Here is an 18643-nt window from a genome sequence, read left to right on the forward strand (position 1 = left end):
TTATCTCAATCTAAAGTTTGTAAGTAACGGTATGAAAAATCACCAAATGTTTCTTCCGTATGTCTGTCCTGTACATATCTTCCAAAAAGCTCATCCAGTGTCGCAAGAATCTCTTCTTCGCCAATATTCTCTTTAAATTTTGTATTAAGGCGCATTCCCAATCTATCTCCTCCGATATGAAGATTATATTTACCATAAGCAGTCCCTACAAATCCGATTTCCGCATTGGGAGATCTTCCACAGCCATTGGGGCATCCCGTCATACGGATGGTAATATCTTCCTGTAAAAGACCGTATTTTTCAAGGATAGGCTCTATTTTTGTGACTAAAGAAGGCAGATAGCGCTGAGCTTCGGCTAAGGCAAGAGAACAGGTGTTTAATGCCACACAGGCAACAGAATTTTTACGAAGGGCACTTGCCTGATCGGTATCATCTGAAATCCCATATTCTTTAAGAAGGTTTTCAATTTCGGTTTTATCCTCTTCATTGATGTCAGCAAGAATAAGGTTTTGGTTACAGCTGAAACGGAAATTAAGTTTCCCGGTTTGGGCTATTTTTAATAATCCTGACTTTAAAGGATATTCCTGGGTATCTAAAACGCGGCCATGTTCTACAAATAAAGTATAGAACCATTTCCCTTCATGGTTCTGTATCCATCCGTAGCGGTCTTTTCTCTGTTCAAACTTAAATGTTCTTGCCGGTTCAAAACTAAAGCCTGTTCTTTTTTCTACCTCAGTCCTGTACTGGTCAATTCCAAGTTTGTCGATTGTATATTTTAATCTGGACAGTTTTCTGTCACTTCTGTTTCCAAAATCCCGCTGTACCGTGATGATTTCATAAACAGCTTTTAAAACCTTTTCTCCAGTATCTACAAATCCAAGAACGGATGCAAGACGGGCATAGGTAGCTTCATTTCCATGAGTAGCACCCAATCCACCTCCGGCCGCAATATTATATCCAACGATTTCATTGTTCTCAATAATGGCAATCAAGGCTATATCATTGATGAATACATCCACATCATTATTCGGAGGAACAGCAATTCCTATTTTCAGTTTTCTGGGAAGATACCTGTCCTGATACAGCGGATCTTCTTCAGCTTTTCGATCTACAATAAGCTCATCATCAATCCAGATATCATAATAAGACTGAGTCTTCGGAAGACACATTTCACTGATCTTGCCAGCCAGTTCATAAGCCTCCCGGTGCAATGGAGATTCAGAAGGATTGGCTGTACAGGTTACATTTCTGTTGACGTCTCCACAGGCTGCAATAGAATCAAGATGCTGCAGATTGAAACTCTGAATGGTTGGTTTTAAATGTGATTTTAAAATACCATGCAGCTGAATGGTCTGTCTTGTGGTGATTTTTATAGTTCCTGTAGAATGATCTTCAGCTGTTGCATTCAAGCCTATCCATTGATCCGAGGTTAAAAATCCTCCGGGAAGCCTTAATCTTATCATATAAGAATACAGCCATTCCAGCTTTTTGGAAACCCTCTCTTCCCTTCTGTCTCTATCGTCCTGCTGATACATCCCATGAAACTTGATCAGGGTCTGATCATCTTCTCTGATGGCTCCTGTGAAATCATCGGAAAGGCTTTCCTTTAATGTTCCCCTGAGGCCGTTACTTCCGGTTTTAATTCTTTCTACCGGTGAAAGGTTATCTTTATTGCTCATAATTGTTTTTTATGTTACGGTACTTTTGTAGGGTTAATAGACATCTTTAGCATATCTGCCACTCAGCTCCATGTCTTCCAGATAATGAATAGCTTCCTCTTTATTTCGTTTTCCCTGACGCTGAATGATATTGAGGAGGGTTTCTTCCACATCACGGCTCATAGGTTCTTTAGCACCGCATACGTAGACCGAGGCGCCTCCTTCAAGCCAGTAGAAAACTTCCTGGGCTTTTTGTTCCAATTTATGCTGTACATAGATTTTTTCAGCGGTATCCCGGGAGAAAGCAAGGTCTAAATGAGTAAGACTGCCAGTTTTCAGGAAATCCTGAATTTCAGACTGATAGATGAAGTCTGATACAAAATTCCGGTCTCCAAAAAAGAGCCAGTTTTTCCCCTCTGCTCCTAAAGCATCCCGCTCCCAAAGGAATGATCTGAAAGGAGCGATACCGGTTCCGGGACCAATCATAATAATATCTTTATCGGCTTCAGGTAATCTGAAATGTCCTGCATCCTGAATGTAAAACTCTACGGTCTCTCCTTCACTGAACCCGCTAAGAAAGCCACTGCACAAACCACTGTGTTTCTCATGGTCAACAAAGAACTCCGATTTGGCAACAGTGATATGAATTTCATTTTCACCATGAGCCTCCAGAGAAGAAGATATAGAATACAGACGGGGTGCCTGACCTGTTAATACCTGAATGACTTCTTCAAATTCTTCAGCTGTTTTTACAGGATAAATTCTCAAGAGATCAAGAAGACTTAAACGTACTTCCGGAATAGAATGTCCTGTGATCTTTGCATATTGGCTGACTACATTTTTTAATAAATAACTGATATTAAGATGTTTATGTAGCAGTTCTTCTGCGCTGTCCGTTACTTTTGCTGTTTCAATTTTCTTTTTAGGATCAATTCCTGTGAGATTAATGATCTCATCCACGACAGATTTTGAATTGAAAGGGATAATGCCCAGTGCTGCCCCCGGCTGATACAAGAGAGGTTCATCTGTTTCTATTTCAATGTGATAGGTTTCTTTTTCAGAAGTAATATCATTCAGATTGATTAGGGAGGAAACCGTTCCCTTGTATTTCTTTCTTCCCGCTGATACTTTAGGAACAGCACTGTTTTTTGGTGTCGTATCAGAAGTCTTACTGACTGTTTCAAATACCTGTTCTATCCAATGGGTGGCTTCCTGTTCATAGTCTATATCACATCTTTTCAACGGAATAATACGTTGTGCTCCCAATATTTCAAAACGGTAATCTATATCTTCACCAGTCTTGCAAAACTGAGGATAGCTGCTGTCCCCTAGTGCTAAAATTCCAAACTTCAGACCGGTGAGATTGACTTCATTCTCATGGATATAATCGTAAAATTTCTTCGCAAGAAGAGGAGGTTCTCCTTCTCCCTGTGTACTGATGATAACAAAGAAAAACTCTTCTTTATCCAGATCTTTTGGCTTATACTGGGAAAGGTCTGCCAGTTTAACCTGAATTCCCTTTTTCTTGATAATTCCCGCCAAACCTGTAGCCAGTTTTTTACTGTTTCCGGTTTCCGTACCATATGCTAAGGTTATCTTTTTTACTGTATTTTGATGGATATCCTCAGTTTGTAAAGGTGGTAATACAGCTGTGAGTGAAGTTCCGCCTGCAATACCTGCTAAATAGCCACTTGCCCAGATGGCTTCATCTCTGGAGAATTCACCGGATATTTGTTTTAATACATTTAATTTAGTTTCAGACAGCATATTCAAAGAAATTTTGAGTTTTTGATATAAGACTTCCGTTCTCCACCGATTTAAAATATAAACCTTCCTGTTCTGCATTTTCCATCCATGAAAATTCTTCATGCAGATGTACTATTTTACCAATGATCACCAATGAAGGTGAAGCAAAGTTTTTATCTCCAAAAGTCTCATTAAAATCATCAAATGAAGAGGTATACACTTTTTGATAAGGTGTAGTAGCCTGTTCGACAACCGCTATTTTTTTGTCCTTGGAAATCTCAAGCTGTTTCAGCTTCTCCACAAGATCTGTAAGGTTTCCTTTAGACATATAAAAGACAAGGGTATCATTGGTAGCAGCTAATTCTTTCCAATATTCCTCAGTAAGAATTTCAGATTTATAATAGGTCAGAAACCGGACAGATGTTGAATATCCCCTTGCTGTCAGAGGCATCCCTGCAAATGCTGCTGCTCCTAAAGCTGCTGTAATTCCAGGGATAATCTCATAAGGAATATGGTGTTGTTTTAAAATCTGAAGCTCGTCCAGGATATTGGAAAATAGGGATACATCTCCTCCTTTAAGCCTTACAACGGTTTTATTCTGAAGGGCATAATCAACCATCAGGCTGTTGATATGAGCCTGAGGAGTAGATGCATTTTTACTGCATTCTTTACCCACATAGATGATTTCTGTATTTCCATTGACGTAAGTTTCCAGGATCTCAGGACTTACAAGACGGTCACATAAAATGACATCTGCCTTGGCAATGGCTTTTACGGCTTTTATGGTGATCAGTTCAGGGTTGCCGGGCCCTGCACCGATAAGGTAAACCTTTGGTGATTTTATAAGTGTTTTCATTGAAAGTAGGTGTTAGTTGAGGATTTAGAAGAGTCCTTCTACAGACAGATACCTTTCTCCGGTATCGTAGTTGATGGTAAGGATTTTAGCGTTAGGTGGTATTTGTGGTAAATGTTTTGCGATTGCTGCTAAAGCGGCTCCTGTAGAAACGCCTACGAAAAGACCTTCTTTTTTTGCTGCGTTAACCGCATATTCGTAGGCTTCTTCTTTACCTACTGTAATGACTCCATCCAGAAGGGTGATATCCAAAATAGAAGGTACAAATCCGGCTCCTAGGCCTTGTAATGGATGCGGTGCAGGACTTCCTCCACTTAATACAGGAGATAATTCCGGCTCTACAGCAATTACTTTTACATGGGGATAAGCTTCTTTTACCACTTTTGCAATGCCGGTGATATGCCCTCCGGTTCCTACTCCTGTAATAATATAATCCAGGCCGTCAGGGAAGTCTTTTAAAATTTCCTGAGCGGTGGTTTCTATGTGGATGTTTACATTCGCAGGATTGTCAAACTGTCTCGGGATCCATGAATTAGGCGTTTCTTCTGCCAGTTCATTGGCTTTTTCAATGGCCCCTTTCATTCCTTTTTCCCTGGGAGTAAGCACAAAATTGGCACCATAAGCTTCCATGATCTTACGTCTTTCAATACTCATGCTGTCTGGCATTACAAGAATAAGTCTGTAACCTTTTACTGCAGCAACCAATGCAAGACCGATTCCTGTATTTCCACTTGTCGGTTCTATAATGGTGCTGTCCTGGTTTAATAATCCCTTAGCTTCTGCATCTTCAATCATAGCCAGTGCAATTCTGTCTTTAATGCTTCCTCCCGGATTGCTTTTTTCTAACTTGATCCAGATTTCATGATCTGAATTGAATAATTTATTGATTTTTACGACGGGCGTATTCCCAACCGTTTCTAATGCATTCTGAAATTTCATATCAATATAATTTTTATTTTTGTTCTTTATATCACAAAGGTTAAGGATTCCGGTAAGGATGTGTTATCCTTTATTTTGATTTCACTTTTATGATAGACCAGAGAGTTGGCAGGAACGTCCTGTGTGATCCATACATTTCCTCCGATAATACTCTCTCTGCCAATGGTGGTGTCTCCTCCTAAAATAGTGGCTCCTGAATAAATAATAACATCATCTTCAATATTGGGATGCCTTTTCTGATGAGCCTTTTCTTTGGAGACATGTAATGCTCCGAGGGTTACTCCCTGATATATTTTGACGTTGTTTCCAATAACCGTAGTTTCTCCGATGACAATTCCGGTTCCGTGATCAATGAAGAATGATTTTCCAATGATAGCCCCTGGATGAATATCAATTCCCGTTTTACTGTGGGCATATTCCGAAATGACCCGGGGTAATATTCTTACTTCCTGATTCCAAAGCTGATGTGAAATACGATATACATAAGTAGCAAAAAATCCGGGATAGGCAAGGTATATTTCTTCCGGAGAGTGGGCAGCGGGATCAAACTCCAAAATAGATTTTGCATCCAGAACCAGCTGATCATACATTTCAGGCAAGGCTTCAAAGAATTGACTGACATTAACCTGAGTGATCTCTTTATTTCCTGTTACCGTAATAATCAGACTAAAAAGTGTTTCTTCCAATGATTGAAAATTCCTTTTCAACTGATCTTCAGTATTGTCATTCTGAGGAAGGAAAAGCGTCTCATACAAATCCTTAACCCATTTCTTTGTTTTGATCTTATCAAAGAATCCATGAATATTACTTTGTTTCGTCTGATGAATTCTTTCAATTAAATTATTGGGAATTGCCATTTTTTCTATTGAATTATACAGGCTGCAACAGTTGAATTAGACGTTTCATCTACTAAAATTGCAGATCCTGTTGTTTTATTATTGATAAAACTATCATAGACCAAAGGTTGTGCCGTTCGAAGCGTAACTTTCACAATTTCATTAAGTTTGATACCAGTTTCAATTTGTTCGCGGCTAAGGGTATTGACATTGATCTTATATTCTACCTCTTTGACAACAGCTTTTACCAGTCTGCTATTCTGTTGTAACAGATATTTATTACCAGGCTGCAGCGGTTTTTGATCCAGCCAGCATAAAAGAACTTCCAGATCTTTTTCTACTGTTGGAAGCTGTTCTTCTGTTGCAAAAATATCCCCTCTGCTGATATCCAGATCATGAATGGTATGGATGACCGCAGGCTGACCTTCAAAAGCTTCATTTTTTTCAAATCCGTTGATCTCAATTTTAGCAATTTCAGTGACTAAACCTGCCGGAAGAATATGGATTTTGTCTCCTTTTTTAAACTGTCCACTCAATATCTGCCCTGCATATCCTCTGTAGTCATGAAGCTCTTCGGTCTGCGGACGGATTACATACTGAACCTGAAAACGGCTGCCGGTATTCAGTTCTTCATGTAGGGTTACCTGTTCCAGATATTCTAAAAGTGAGCTTCCTTTGTACCAACCTGTCCTGGAGGATTTTGAAACGATATTATCTCCTTTCAATGCTGAAATTGGAAAATAGGCAACCTCATTAAGTCCCAGATGCTCTGCAATTTTAGAATAATCTGATCTGATGGTTTCAAAAACATCTTCTGAATAATCTACCATATCCATTTTATTGATGGCTACTGCTACTTTTTTCAGTTTCAGCAATGATGCTATGATAGAATGTCTTCTTGTCTGTTCGATCACTCCTTTACGGGCATCGATAAGAATAACCATCAGTTCGGAATTAGATGCTCCGGTAATCATATTCCGGGTATATTGTACATGACCGGGAGCATCGGCAATAATAAATTTTCTTTTTGGGGTCGAAAAATAGCGGTAAGCAACATCAATAGTGATTCCCTGTTCTCTTTCTGCACGTAACCCATCTGTTAAAAGTGCAAGATCTACCCCGTCTTCATTTTTGTTTTTAGAATGTTTTTCAAGTACCTCCAGCTGATCCTGTAAAATACTTTTACTATCGTAAAGCAGTCTTCCGATAAGGGTACTTTTACCGTCATCTACGCTTCCTGCTGTTATAAATCTTAATATATCCATCTGATTTTGAATTATAAATAATGAGTAATGGGCAATGAATAATGTATGATAAGTTATGGCTGTCAATTATAGTATTCACTGCTGATTGCTTATCTAGAAATAGCCTCCTTTTTTGCGGTCTTCCATGGCGGCTTCTGTTACCCTGTCATCAATACGCGTTTCTCCACGTTCTGAAATCCTGGTGGCCACAATCTCTTCAATTACGGCATCAATGGTATCCGCTTTAGATTCCACTGCAGCCGTACACGTCATGTCTCCCACGGTTCTGTAACGGATTTTTTTTGTTGTTACCACATCTCCGGGTTCTAAAAAGACATGTAAAGAGTTGGCAAGCCACTGTCCGTTAAAGTCTACCACTTCCCTTTCATGCGAAAAATAAATAGAAGGCAGGTCAATTTTTTCTCTTCGGATGTAGTTCCAGATGTCGAGTTCTGTCCAGTTACTGATCGGGAAAACCCTTACATTTTCTCCTTTGTGAATTTTTCCATTAAAGATATTCCACAATTCAGGGCGCTGAAGTTTAGGGTCCCATTGCCCGAATTCATCACGGACAGAGAATATTCTTTCTTTAGCACGGGCTTTTTCTTCATCTCTCCTTGCTCCTCCGATACAGGCATCAAATTCAAATTCTTCAATAGTATCCAGCAAAGTATAGGTCTGCAGCCAGTTTCTGCTGGGAAATTTCCCTTTAGCTTCTGTCAGTTTTTTACTTTTTATGGTATCTTCCACTTTTCTTGCAACCAGATCGACATTGAGCTGATTAACTAGCTGATCACGAAATTCTAAGACCTCCGGAAAGTTATGGCCGGTATCAACATGTACAAATTTGAACGGAATCTTTCCGTATAAAAATGCTTTTTTAGCCAAATGAGCCAGTACAATACTGTCTTTTCCTCCGCTGAATAGTAGTGCCGGGCGTTCAAACTGTCCTGCGACCTCTCTTAATATGTAAATAGATTCAGCCTCTAATTGATCTAAGTAGTTTAATTGATGTATTGACATTTTTTCTTTTTTATTGATGAATATGTAAGCCGCATTCTTTTTTGTTGGCATCTTCCCACCACCAGCGGCCTGCTCTGAAATCCTCTCCTTCTTTAATGGCCCTGGTACAGGGTGCGCATCCTATGCTGATAAATCCTTTTTTGTGAAGGGAGTTATAAGGTAAATGATGTGTTTTCACATAGTCTGTTACCTGTTCAGACGTCCAATTGAGGAGGGGGTGAAATTTGATAATCTTATTATCCGGGTCCCATTCCAGTTGCGGCATATGCTGTCTGTTGGCAGAATGCTCTGACCGAAGTCCCGTGATCCATACTTTATAGCCTTTCAATGCTTTTTTCAAAGGATGCACTTTACGGATTGTACAGCACATCTTCCTCTGCTCTACGGATTGATAAAATGAATCAGGCCCGTTTTCTGAAACAAAAGCTCTTATTTCTTCCGTATCCGGATAATAGACTTTGATATTCTTTTTGAAAAAAGCTCTTGTATTCGTCCATGTTTCGTAGGTCTGTTCAAAAAGTCTTCCTGTATCCAATGTGAAGATTTCTACTTCCAGATCTTTTATCAGATGGGTAATTACCTGATCTTCATAGCTAAAACTGGTCGAAAAAATAACCTTACCAGGGAATCTTTCTGCCAGAACCTGAAGACTGTTATTTTGAAAAGAAGCCTCGGAGGCCCCTTCCAGAAGTTGTTCAAATTCTTTTTTCAGATTGTTTTCCATATCCAATTGAAATTAATTATTGCAAATATATATAAAATTCTATAACTCCTATCAAATTAGTAGAATTTAAATGAAAAAAAATTTAATCTTTGTTGATAAACTTAGTAAGAGTGGCCTCCATCATGCTATTTCTGGTTTTTTCACGAACGATAATAAGTTCATTTCTCAGATAGCAGGTAGCTTCATCTACGCAGTCATCGCATGCTTCGTAGAAGTTTAAGGATACACATGGAGTAAGAGCGATAGGCCCGTCAAAAATACGGTAAATGTCTGCTAATGAAACTTCATCAGGGGATTTAAGCAAATAATATCCTCCTACTTTACCCTGCTTACTGTTAACAAGCTTGGCTCTTTTAAGTTCAAGAAGAATTTGTTCGAGAAATTTCTTGGGAATGTTCTCATCCTGTGCAATAACGGAAGTGGGCAGAAAGCCTTGATTGTAATTTCTTGCTAATCTGACCATTGCTTTCAGTGCGTATTTGCAACGTTTCGACATCATAATTTCTGCAAGTTATAACAAATTATCTGATAAATGAAATCTAATCAATCAGAGACAGGTTTATAATTAATTGATAAAAGATATAGGTTTGTGTTTCTCCATACAATATTGAATCAATGTAAACCATTAAGAGGTCAACCGCAAAAATCAGAAAAAGTATTTTTAACACTTAGTATAATGTAAGGTACAAACTGGCTGCTGAGAAGTTCTTAAGCTAAGGAAATCAGAGACTTTCACAAATATTCTATTGAAGGACTGTATATTCCCCTCCTCCGGAGGGGTGTCAAATCAAAGATTTGACGGGGTGGTTCTACAGTCGTTTCCACAAAAAAATTACAATGTCAGTACCCGACTCTCCTCCGGTTACTTTTTATCCAATACAAAATAAGCCAGTTCCCTATCTTCCCGTTTTATGTTTTCAATTCTTTTAAAGTTGTTGTTCAGAAGCACTTTTTGAGATCCTATATTATCCAGATCGGTTACTGCTACAATATCTTTCTTAAGATGTAATGAAGAGCAATAGTCAACAAGTGCTTTACAGACTTCCGTTCCGAGACCTTTTCCCCAGTAATTTTCTCCTAAGGTGTATCCTATTTCCAGCTGGTCAGGATTATCAAGGAAGATTCTGGCCAGGCACATTCCCACAAAATCATTATTCTTTGTGTTAAATATTCCCCATCTGCTGAATGGTTCTGTTTCATAATCTGCCAGTGCTTTGTCAAACATCTCTTTATATTCTTCAGGAGTTTTGTAAGGCAGGTAGCGGGTAACATTCTCATTTTCAAAAAGAGTAGAAAATAAAGGGAATTCTTCGGGAGTAAATTCGCGGATGATGATGGTGTCGTTTTTATAATGCACTGAATATTGTTATCAAAGAATAAAATTACGTAAATAAATGAAGAACTGCTCATAAATAGGAAAAAAATTGGGCTTACAATGAAGCCCAATCAACTGTATATAAATACTAAACTATTATTCATATTTCTGAGAAAAGTGTTTTGTTATTTAATTTGAAAGAAGATTGTGGTATAGAAAAAAGAAAGATGAGCTCATTGAGCTCATCTTAATCCTGTACCATCTCAAAAGTACATGCAGGTAAACTATGAATGTTTGACGAATTTATAGTTAAAATAAAACCTAGTACTAACGATCATATTGTATTGATATAGCGTTTGATCCTATTTTTTAATGAATTTTTGGGAAGATTTCCCTAAAGAAGTTTCAATATCAATTAAATAAGTTCCGCTTAGGAAGTGTTTAACATCAACCTTATCACCAATAACTTTAGCATTCATTTTTCTTCCAAACATATCATAAACAGAAATTGACTTAATTTTCCCTTTTGTTTTAATATTCAATACATCAGAAACTGGATTTGGATAGATAGAAGTTTCTGAGTTTGTTGTATCAACGTCTGAAGTGGATAATGATAATGCACAAGGCGTTGTAATACTGCCATATGGTTGTGTATTGTATCCAAACTCAGTTACAGAATAACCTGAACCATTGGTCCCAACAATCAGTTTGAAATAGCCGTTAATATTGTAGCCTTCGAATTGGTTTCTAAAACCAACATAAGCGGTTTGGCCAGACCAGTTAGTGTATGTAGGGGTGTACACGTCAAGTTGTCCGGGAGTACCAATTGGGTAACCTATATTATTTGCATTAGTTATAGTGGTGCAAGCAGGAATTAAACTAATATTTCTTGTCCCCACCCCACATACTAATCCTTTCCAATAGGTTTCAAATTTTAATTGATTTGCGCCATAGTACCAAGCGCCATACCCTGCATCATCACTAAGCTCCGGGTTAATGATAAAATATTTCCAAGGTGCTCCGGAGTTGGTTGTTACTGTTGTTGGTGTTGGATTGGCATAACTTTCCAGAGGAGTTCCTGTAACTATTTTATAAGGGTCTTTATAAGAAAAAGTTAATGCCAAAGCTGTAGTTGATCCTAATGAAGTTACGCCTCCTGTTATAGCCCGATCTAGGAACGTAATTGATGAATTCAGGACCTGACTTTTAGGATGACTGGTTGCCGTACCATTTATGGTAAGTGTAGCAGTAGTAGGGCTTGTAACTGCTATAGCTGCTGTTAGTCCTGATGGTAATGAAGAAGTGAAATGTGTTCCTGCAGTAAGAGTTGTTCCATTTGGTACGGCAAATATTGCTCCGTTTAGGGTAATGGTTGATGTAGGGACAGATGCTGCTGTTCCATCTAATGACACGGCTCCATTATTGTTTAAGTTCTCTGTAAATGTACTGTTGCTAAGGGTTAATCTAGGTGGAGTATTGGCAGCTCCGGTTGCGGCTAAGTTGGCAGGCTGCCATAAATTTATTCTTGAAGGATGGTTTAATGCTGCTAGCATTCTGCCAACTTGTCCATTGGTAAACATTTTATAACAACCGGAAGAACCATTGTATCCCATATAGTTTTCAACGTTCACTTTTTGTCCAAGACAATTGTTACCAGCTGTACATCCTAATCCGGAAGAAGTATTTTCTACAGGTGTGTCAGCAACTCCATCGCCATCATTAGTTGGGTTTGCAGTTGAACATGGAACATTAAACGTGTGCTGAAGATTTAACCAATGCCCAAATTCGTGAGTAAATGTATCAGAAAACTCGTTTGAAGCCACTGTTCCTGAAGCATTAAATATATAACGTCCATTATAAACAACTCTGGCTGTATTTACTGAAGTCATGTATGAATCCGGATACCAGGCAACTCCTGATTGATATAAATCTTTATTTGAATATAGATCATTTTGTATATACACATTCATATACTTTGTATTATCCCATGCATCTGCACCAATTTCTGCATCATATCCACCTCCATTGCCATATCCACCTTTGAAAGGATGAAAAATCACTCCGCTTGTTGCTTTTCCAGTTGGATCAATTTTAGCTAATCGAAATTCAATACTTAACGCTCTTCTAATGGATTGGAAATCAGGATCCACAGTATTTGAATCAGTGTTGATTCCATTGAAATTTAAGTTGATTTGTTGCAGTAAGTCAACTACTTTTTGGTAATTTACTTTTACATTACTTTGAGATTCTCCATACACATGAAAAACCACAGGGATGATGTAGGTTGGATTGTTGATCGTATTATTCAATGAATTTTTGTTTGATCCCATTTTTTTTATGAAATCTTTGGTGTATTTCTCAAAATTTTCATATTCAGTCTTAGATTCAGGGTGCAGTTCAAAATGTTTTTTCATCATTTCATCTGCTTTACACTCATGAGGTCTATTTTCTTGAGCAAAACCTATTATTGGAAATAGGGAAACAAGTAGTAGTAATTTAAATTTTTTCATAAATTTTGGATTTGTTTGTTAATAAATTATTTGAATAATCAAATTGTTTTGGGCTTAATTTTGTGTGTTATGTAATGTTTTTTTAACTAAATCTTTCAGGGTTGAATATCTTTATCTCAACCGTTGGCTTTTGGTCATTGGCAAGTTCTGAAACTGTTTTTCCAAAAATGGGCCCCAGACTTAGTCCCATCATTCCCCCGCCGCCTGCAACGATTAAATTCTTTAGTTTTGAAGACTGCCCCAGATAAGGTAATCCATCCGGAGCACAGGGCCTGTACCCAAACCAAATGTCAGATTCTTTGGGCAGTTTTACCTGAAAATCGGGCAGGTATTGAGGAATAGACCGAACAATTCCTTCTACTCTTTTCATATTAATTTTATCCTGATGGGAAGCCAGTTCCATAGTGCCACCAAAGCGGATCTGCCCACCCATAGGGGTTACCGCTACTCTTGCCTCCAGTAATAAGGCTGCATGTTCCATTGTATTGACAGGATTTACGGGCCGATGCATGAATGAATAGCCCTTCCCCGGCATTAAGTGGATTTTAATACCCGCTTTTTGGGCCAGTTCAGGTAAAAATGACCCTCCTGTCATTACAAACCGGTCTGCAGTGAATCGCCTATTATTGGCAATCACTGCTTTAATATCGTTTCCGGAAGTTTCAATCCCTGTTAGTCTATGCTGAGTATGGAAAATGACACCATTAGTTTTAAGGTAAGAGATCATTTGCTTCATCAGTTTCATCGGGTTCATATGCCCGTCACATTTGTAATTGATTCCTCCGATAACATCCAGTTTTGTGTTGGGCTCCAGTTCCTGGATTCCTTTTTGATCCAGAATATCAACCGCTAATCCCAAATTCATGGCTTTATGGGCAAGTTCTGTTTCTTCTTCCCTTACTTTTTCGGTTTTGTAAAGCATTAGAATACCATTCTGATTAAGCTCAAAGTCAAATTCCTCTTTTTCAGCAATTTCATTATAAAGTACACTGCTGGCCAGATTAAGATCCCGGATTGCTGATGCTGAACGGTCTACATGATGCTGGTTAGAATATTTTAAAAATTTCAGCCCCCATGATATCAGTTTGGAGTTGAGTGAAGGTTTGACATAAAACGGACTTTTACTGTCAAACATCCAGCGTATTCCCTGGGCAACTACTCCCGGAGCCGCCAATGGAGTAAAATGACTGGGTACAATCATCCCTGCATTGCCATAAGAGCAATTATTGGAAAGATCATTCTGTTCCAGGATCTCTACCTGCCAGCCTTTCTGTAAGAGATAATAAGCTGAACTCAATCCTGCGATACCTGCACCGATAATAAGTGCTTTTCCTTTATTCTGTGTCATACGTTTGTTTACATAACCTGAAATCCCTGCCAGTAAGGATCTTCATCGTCAATAATAATTTGATTATAGCCGGTAATTCTTGCCCAGCCCTCAACGGATGGAATAATAGCCAGTTTTCCGTCAACAGTAGCTGTTCCTTCAATTCTTCCGATAAACTGGGAACCGATATAGCTTTCATGGATAAATTCTTCTCCTTCTTTCAATTTTCCTTGGGCATACCATTGTGCCATTCTTGCAGAAGTTCCGGTACCGCAAGGTGAGCGGTCTAAAGCATTTTCACCCACTAAAACAGCATTACGTCCGCTGGCTTTGGGATCGGTAGGCTGACCTGTCCATTGAATATGGCTTAATCCGGTAATATGTTCGTTTTCAGGATGAATAAATTGATATTTCTCATTAAGTAATTTTCGGATCATTTTCCCATAATGAATAAGCTGGCTGGCTGTAAAATCTGATATATCCCTGAAATTTTCCTGAGGATCAATAATGGCATAAAAGTTCCCGCCATAAGCTACATCTGCCTGTATCAATCCAAGATCCGGACATTCAACTTCCAGATTTTCAGCATACAGAAAAGACTTTACATTGGTCAGTTTTACAGACTTTACTTTTTTCCCTTCCTGTACGTAATCAATGAGAATAAGTCCTGCAGGGGTTTCAAGGCGTAATTTTCCGGGAACTTTCGGAATTACCAACCCTTCTTCTATGGCTATGGTTACTGTTCCGATAGTACCATGTCCACACATAGGAAGGCATCCGCTGGTTTCAATATATAAAACCCCTATATCATTATTGTCGTCAATAGGAGGATACAGAATACTGCCACTCATCATATCATGTCCTCGGGGTTCAAACATGAGCCCTTTGCGGATCCAGTCATATTCCTTCATAAAGTGAAGCCGGCGCTCCATCATGGAGTTTCCTTTTAAAATAGGTCCGCCACCTGCAACAAGGCGCACAGGGCAGCCACAAGTGTGGGAATCTATACAAAAAAATGTTCTGTTCATGTTGTTTGCAATTTTAATGATCCTGAGTTCACTTCTCCATCTACCATTCTGCTGATTTGCAATGGATTTTCATCCTTCAGTTCTTCCGGTAAGAATTCATCCGGCCAGTTTTGAAAAGAAATGGGGCGAACAAACCGTTTGACGGCATCCGGTCCTACGGATGTAAAACGGGCATCTGTAGTAGAGGGAAAAGGACCTCCGTGCTGCATAGCATAAACCACTTCTACTCCTGTAGGCATTCCGTTGAATAAAAGCCGGCCACATTTATCCTTCAGAATATCAATTAGCTTGATATTTAGACGCACATCTTCATCTGTAGCCGCTACGGTTATGGTTAACTGTCCTTTCAACGCCTGGGCAATCTGCAATATTTCTTCAGGAGTTTCACAAGCTACTATAATACCAAATGGTCCGAAAACCTCTTCACTTAAAATATTATTTTGAATAAAATGCTGACCTGTAGTTTCTGTAACCATAGCCCGGCCCTGCCATTCATTAATTTCTGTATTTACTTCTGCAAGTACGTTTACCCCTGATTGTGCAACAGCCGTACTTTTCAATTTTTCGAAGTCTTCAAAAATCCCTTTGTGAAGCATATTGACAGGAACAATGCCCGGAATTTCATTTTTTAATGTGGCAATAAATCTGGTCAGGCTTTCTCCTTTCAGAGCAACAAATACTCCCGGGTTGGTACAGAACTGCCCTACCCCCAGTGTTAAAGAGGATGCATATTCTTTTGCCAGATCTTCTGCTTTATTTTCCAATATATGCTCAAAGGCAAATACCGGATTGATACTTCCCATTTCTGCAAATACCGGAATAGGATTTTCGCGACGGTTGGCGATATCAAATAAGGCTTTTCCCCCACTGAATGAACCTGTAAATGCTACGGCATGAATATCTGTATGTTGGATTAAATAAGCCCCGATCTCATGGGATGGTCCCATTATATGGCTAAAGATTCCTTCCGTCCATCCAAATTTTTCTACAACAGCTGTTATGGCATCAGCCATTATTTGAGAAGTTTGAGGGTGTGCAGGATGGGCTTTTACAATTACAGGGCAACCTGCTCCGATAGCACTTGCCGTATCGCCTCCAGCTGTAGAAAATGCAAATGGGAAATTACTGGCTCCAAAAACAACCACAGGACCGATGCCTACATTATATTTTCTTAAGTCTCCTTTTTGTCTGTCAGCTTGTGCGAGATCAATTCGTGGTTCTGTATATATTCCACTGGCTACTGCTTTTGCATAAGTTCTCCACTGTCCTGTTGTTCTGGCTTTTTCACCTGTGAGTCTTTCTAAAGGCAATGAAGTTTCAGCGTGAGCTGTTGTCAAGAGTTCTTCTCCTAAAGCTTCAATCTGATCGGCAACAGCATTCATAAATACCGCCCGTTCTTTTATGGTAGTATTCTTCAGGAACTGATAGGCCTCAGCAGCCATCTGAATCCTTTTCTCTATATTTTCTTTTGATGTTTCTGGAATCATAGCTTTATGTATGGTGTTAATCTAGTGCCGGACGGTTGCTTCTGCCCTCTTCAATGATTTTTTTAATTCTTGCTGCCTCCTCACCTTGCAGTTCAAGACGGGGTGCCCTTACATAAGGATTGCTTATTCCTTCTGCTGTGGCAGCCAGTTTAATATACTGAATGAGTTTAGGATGAATATCCAGTTCCAGCAAAGGCATAAACCATCTGTAGATGGCTAATGCTTTGTCATATTCACCTGCTTTAGCATAGTTGTACATGGCCATTGTTTCGTTAGGAAAAGCATCCACAAGGCCTGCAACAAGGCCATCTGCTCCAAGCATCAGGGTTTCCAGACAGATGGTGTCTACTCCTCCAAGAATTTTGATTCTCTTTCCAAAACGGTTAATCATTCTCGTTACATTGGCAAGATCTCTTGTAGATTCTTTGACAGCCTGAATGGTTGGGTATTGAATAAGCTCATCAAACATCTCAAGGGTAACATAAATTCCGTAGTCTACCGGGTTGTTATAAATAAGGATAGGAAGATCTGTAGCGGTAGCTACTGCTTTAAAATATTCTACTACTTCATGACTATCCGCTTTATAACGCATGGGTGGAAGAAGCATAAGTCCATCAGCCCCTGATTCTTTTGCTTTTTTAGCGAAATGTATAGCATTTTTGGTTGTATTTTCAGCAAGGTTTAGGATGACGGGAATTCTTCCCTCTGTCATTTTTTTAGCATACTTCAGCAATTCAAATTTTTCTTCAGCTTCCAAAGTACTGGCCTCTCCTAATGTCCCTGCCAGGATAATGCCATGCACTCCGGCTTTAATCTGGGCTTCTGTATTGACTGCAAACATTTCAAAATCAATCTTTCCTTCTTTTGTAAAAGGAGTTAATACAGCAGGATAAATCCCTTCCCAGTTTAGTTTTGTACTCATATCAAATAATATTTATTCAAAACTAGGTGAATTTTAAAACGGTAAATGTTAATATTTTAATGTATTCTAACCGTATTTTAACATGTGATTATTCGTGGTCTGTAGTAGCCTCTTTATAATGCTTCAGATATTCTTTTGGAGAGTACTTCATGATGGATTTAAATACCCGGTTGAAGTTGGTAATACTGGTGAATCCGCTGTTAAAAGCAACGGAAGAAATGTTGTACATGTTGCTGGAGGTTAATAATCTACAGGCTCTCTGCACTCGTAATTCATTAAGATATTGAATATAGGTAATTCTGGTACGTTTTTTAAAAGATCTGCAAAATGCCTGTGGAGTCATACAAGCTTCTTTTGCAATGAGATCAAGGGTGAGTTTCTGCTGGGTGAAATTTTTCTTAATATAATTCTGAGCATCTATAATTCTCTGGTCATTATCCGAAATATGATTAGGGAGATTCTTTTCTGAAGATAAAGGAATATGCACATGTCTGTTTTGCATAAGATGGTTTAAGATCCTTATGAAATCTATGATCTGATCTACTCCTTTTGTTTTTTGTAACGCTGCAATGCTTTCTCCTACACTTGTTTTTAATTTTGAAGCCACTTTGAAACCTACCTCTGAGGTATCAATAAAATTTTTAAGCTCTTCAAATTCCGGTAAGTGGAAAAATGCAGAGATCTTTTTGCGGGGATCAAAAAAAATGGAGATTGAATGAACCTTTTGTTTTTCATTTTTATCAAAATCACCTTTGAAGACATGTGATTGATTGGCTCCAAGATAAAAAATATCCCCTGCTTCAAAAGTAAAGAGATTCTGTTCTATAGCCAGTGTTCCATGCCCCTTGAGGATCCACATGATCTGGGTTTCCGTATGGCGGTGAAAGTAAGGATAGAAATTAGGCATACTATCTTCCTGTATACGGATGCTTTTGTTGGTGTCGGCAGGCACTGAAAACTGGAGACTTTTCATAAAATCAATACTTTATGGGACAGATTATGTAATATGTTAAAATATTGCCGAATTTAAG

The 18643-nt window shown here is 38.7% G+C and carries 16 protein-coding genes; all 16 read right to left on the reverse strand.

All coding sequences use genetic code 11. From position 1 onward, the window contains the following. Positions 1-5 precede the first annotated feature (5 nt). The 16 genes from cysI to MP478_RS08050 all read right to left on the reverse strand — a co-directional run bounded on the left by cysI (position 6) and on the right by MP478_RS08050 (position 18585). A complete protein-coding gene (gene cysI, locus MP478_RS07975; RefSeq protein ID WP_257200124.1) occupies positions 6-1679 on the reverse strand; it encodes an assimilatory sulfite reductase (NADPH) hemoprotein subunit in 1674 nt (557 codons plus the stop codon). Positions 1680-1712: 33 nt separating this feature from the next. Further along, positions 1713-3425, reverse strand: coding sequence for a sulfite reductase flavoprotein subunit alpha (locus tag MP478_RS07980; protein ID WP_257200125.1), 1713 nt, complete (start codon positions 3423-3425; stop codon positions 1713-1715). Further along, positions 3415-4260: a uroporphyrinogen-III C-methyltransferase gene (cobA, locus tag MP478_RS07985; protein ID WP_257200126.1), complete on the reverse strand. Its 846-nt coding sequence runs from the start codon at positions 4258-4260 to the stop codon at positions 3415-3417. Before cobA ends, MP478_RS07980 begins: the two co-directional genes overlap by 11 nt. Positions 4261-4284: 24 nt before the next feature. Then, complete coding sequence (gene cysK, locus MP478_RS07990; RefSeq protein WP_257200127.1) at positions 4285-5196, reverse strand: cysteine synthase A; 912 nt, start codon at positions 5194-5196, stop codon at positions 4285-4287. Between the two features lie 26 nt (positions 5197-5222). Continuing rightward, positions 5223-6053: a serine O-acetyltransferase EpsC gene (gene epsC / locus MP478_RS07995; protein ID WP_257200128.1), complete on the reverse strand. Its 831-nt coding sequence runs from the start codon at positions 6051-6053 to the stop codon at positions 5223-5225. A 5-nt stretch (positions 6054-6058) separates the two neighbouring features. Next, positions 6059-7297 (reverse strand): sulfate adenylyltransferase subunit 1, encoded by a 1239-nt coding sequence (locus MP478_RS08000; protein ID WP_257200129.1) that lies wholly within the window; start codon positions 7295-7297, stop codon positions 6059-6061. A 93-nt stretch (positions 7298-7390) separates the two neighbouring features. Then, a complete protein-coding gene (gene cysD / locus MP478_RS08005; protein WP_257200130.1) occupies positions 7391-8299 on the reverse strand; it encodes a sulfate adenylyltransferase subunit CysD in 909 nt (302 codons plus the stop codon). Between the two features lie 10 nt (positions 8300-8309). Continuing rightward, entirely contained in the window at positions 8310-9023 is a 714-nt protein-coding gene (locus MP478_RS08010) for a phosphoadenylyl-sulfate reductase (protein WP_257188780.1), read from the reverse strand. Between the two features lie 82 nt (positions 9024-9105). After that, entirely contained in the window at positions 9106-9522 is a 417-nt protein-coding gene (locus MP478_RS08015) for an Rrf2 family transcriptional regulator (RefSeq protein ID WP_230039128.1), read from the reverse strand. 363 nt (positions 9523-9885) lie between these two features. Next, a complete protein-coding gene (locus tag MP478_RS08020) occupies positions 9886-10380 on the reverse strand; it encodes a GNAT family N-acetyltransferase (RefSeq protein WP_257200131.1) in 495 nt (164 codons plus the stop codon). Positions 10381-10700: 320 nt separating this feature from the next. Beyond that, positions 10701-12755, reverse strand: a complete 2055-nt coding sequence (locus MP478_RS08025; RefSeq protein ID WP_257200132.1) for a zinc-dependent metalloprotease — start codon at positions 12753-12755, stop codon at positions 10701-10703. Positions 12756-12930: 175 nt separating this feature from the next. Further along, on the reverse strand, positions 12931-14196 hold the full coding sequence (locus MP478_RS08030) for an FAD-binding oxidoreductase (protein ID WP_257200133.1): 1266 nt from the start codon (positions 14194-14196) through the stop codon (positions 12931-12933). Between the two features lie 8 nt (positions 14197-14204). Then, positions 14205-15203, reverse strand: coding sequence for a 4-hydroxyproline epimerase (locus tag MP478_RS08035; RefSeq protein WP_257200134.1), 999 nt, complete (start codon positions 15201-15203; stop codon positions 14205-14207). Further along, a complete protein-coding gene (locus MP478_RS08040) occupies positions 15200-16690 on the reverse strand; it encodes an aldehyde dehydrogenase (NADP(+)) (RefSeq protein ID WP_257200135.1) in 1491 nt (496 codons plus the stop codon). Before MP478_RS08040 ends, MP478_RS08035 begins: the two co-directional genes overlap by 4 nt. A 16-nt stretch (positions 16691-16706) precedes the next feature. After that, positions 16707-17612, reverse strand: coding sequence for a dihydrodipicolinate synthase family protein (locus tag MP478_RS08045; RefSeq protein ID WP_257200136.1), 906 nt, complete (start codon positions 17610-17612; stop codon positions 16707-16709). Between the two features lie 88 nt (positions 17613-17700). Continuing rightward, entirely contained in the window at positions 17701-18585 is an 885-nt protein-coding gene (locus MP478_RS08050; protein ID WP_257188773.1) for an AraC family transcriptional regulator, read from the reverse strand. Positions 18586-18643: the final 58 nt, after the last annotated feature.

This window comes from Chryseobacterium sp. WG14, from assembly GCF_024586945.1.
Classification (GTDB): domain Bacteria; phylum Bacteroidota; class Bacteroidia; order Flavobacteriales; family Weeksellaceae; genus Chryseobacterium.

Bases quoted from the DNA above. Each gene is read 5' to 3' on its own strand.
- MP478_RS08040 (WP_257200135.1), bottom strand. From the start codon at position 16,690: ATGATTCCAGAAACATCAAAAGAAAATATAGAGAAAAGGATTCAGATG.
- MP478_RS08010 (WP_257188780.1), bottom strand. From the start codon at position 9,023: ATGGAAAACAATCTGAAAAAAGAATTTGAACAACTTCTGGAAGGGGCC.
- MP478_RS08045 (WP_257200136.1), bottom strand. From the start codon at position 17,612: ATGAGTACAAAACTAAACTGGGAAGGGATTTATCCTGCTGTATTAACT.
- MP478_RS08015 (WP_230039128.1), bottom strand. From the start codon at position 9,522: ATGATGTCGAAACGTTGCAAATACGCACTGAAAGCAATGGTCAGATTA.
- epsC (WP_257200128.1), bottom strand. From the start codon at position 6,053: ATGGCAATTCCCAATAATTTAATTGAAAGAATTCATCAGACGAAACAA.
- cysK (WP_257200127.1), bottom strand. From the start codon at position 5,196: ATGAAATTTCAGAATGCATTAGAAACGGTTGGGAATACGCCCGTCGTA.
- MP478_RS08000 (WP_257200129.1), bottom strand. From the start codon at position 7,297: ATGGATATATTAAGATTTATAACAGCAGGAAGCGTAGATGACGGTAAA.
- MP478_RS08025 (WP_257200132.1), bottom strand. From the start codon at position 12,755: ATGATGAAAAAACATTTTGAACTGCACCCTGAATCTAAGACTGAATAT.
- MP478_RS08030 (WP_257200133.1), bottom strand. From the start codon at position 14,196: ATGACACAGAATAAAGGAAAAGCACTTATTATCGGTGCAGGTATCGCA.
- MP478_RS08050 (WP_257188773.1), bottom strand. From the start codon at position 18,585: ATGAAAAGTCTCCAGTTTTCAGTGCCTGCCGACACCAACAAAAGCATC.
- cobA (WP_257200126.1), bottom strand. From the start codon at position 4,260: ATGAAAACACTTATAAAATCACCAAAGGTTTACCTTATCGGTGCAGGG.
- cysI (WP_257200124.1), bottom strand. From the start codon at position 1,679: ATGAGCAATAAAGATAACCTTTCACCGGTAGAAAGAATTAAAACCGGA.
- cysD (WP_257200130.1), bottom strand. From the start codon at position 8,299: ATGTCAATACATCAATTAAACTACTTAGATCAATTAGAGGCTGAATCT.
- MP478_RS07980 (WP_257200125.1), bottom strand. From the start codon at position 3,425: ATGCTGTCTGAAACTAAATTAAATGTATTAAAACAAATATCCGGTGAA.
- MP478_RS08035 (WP_257200134.1), bottom strand. From the start codon at position 15,203: ATGAACAGAACATTTTTTTGTATAGATTCCCACACTTGTGGCTGCCCT.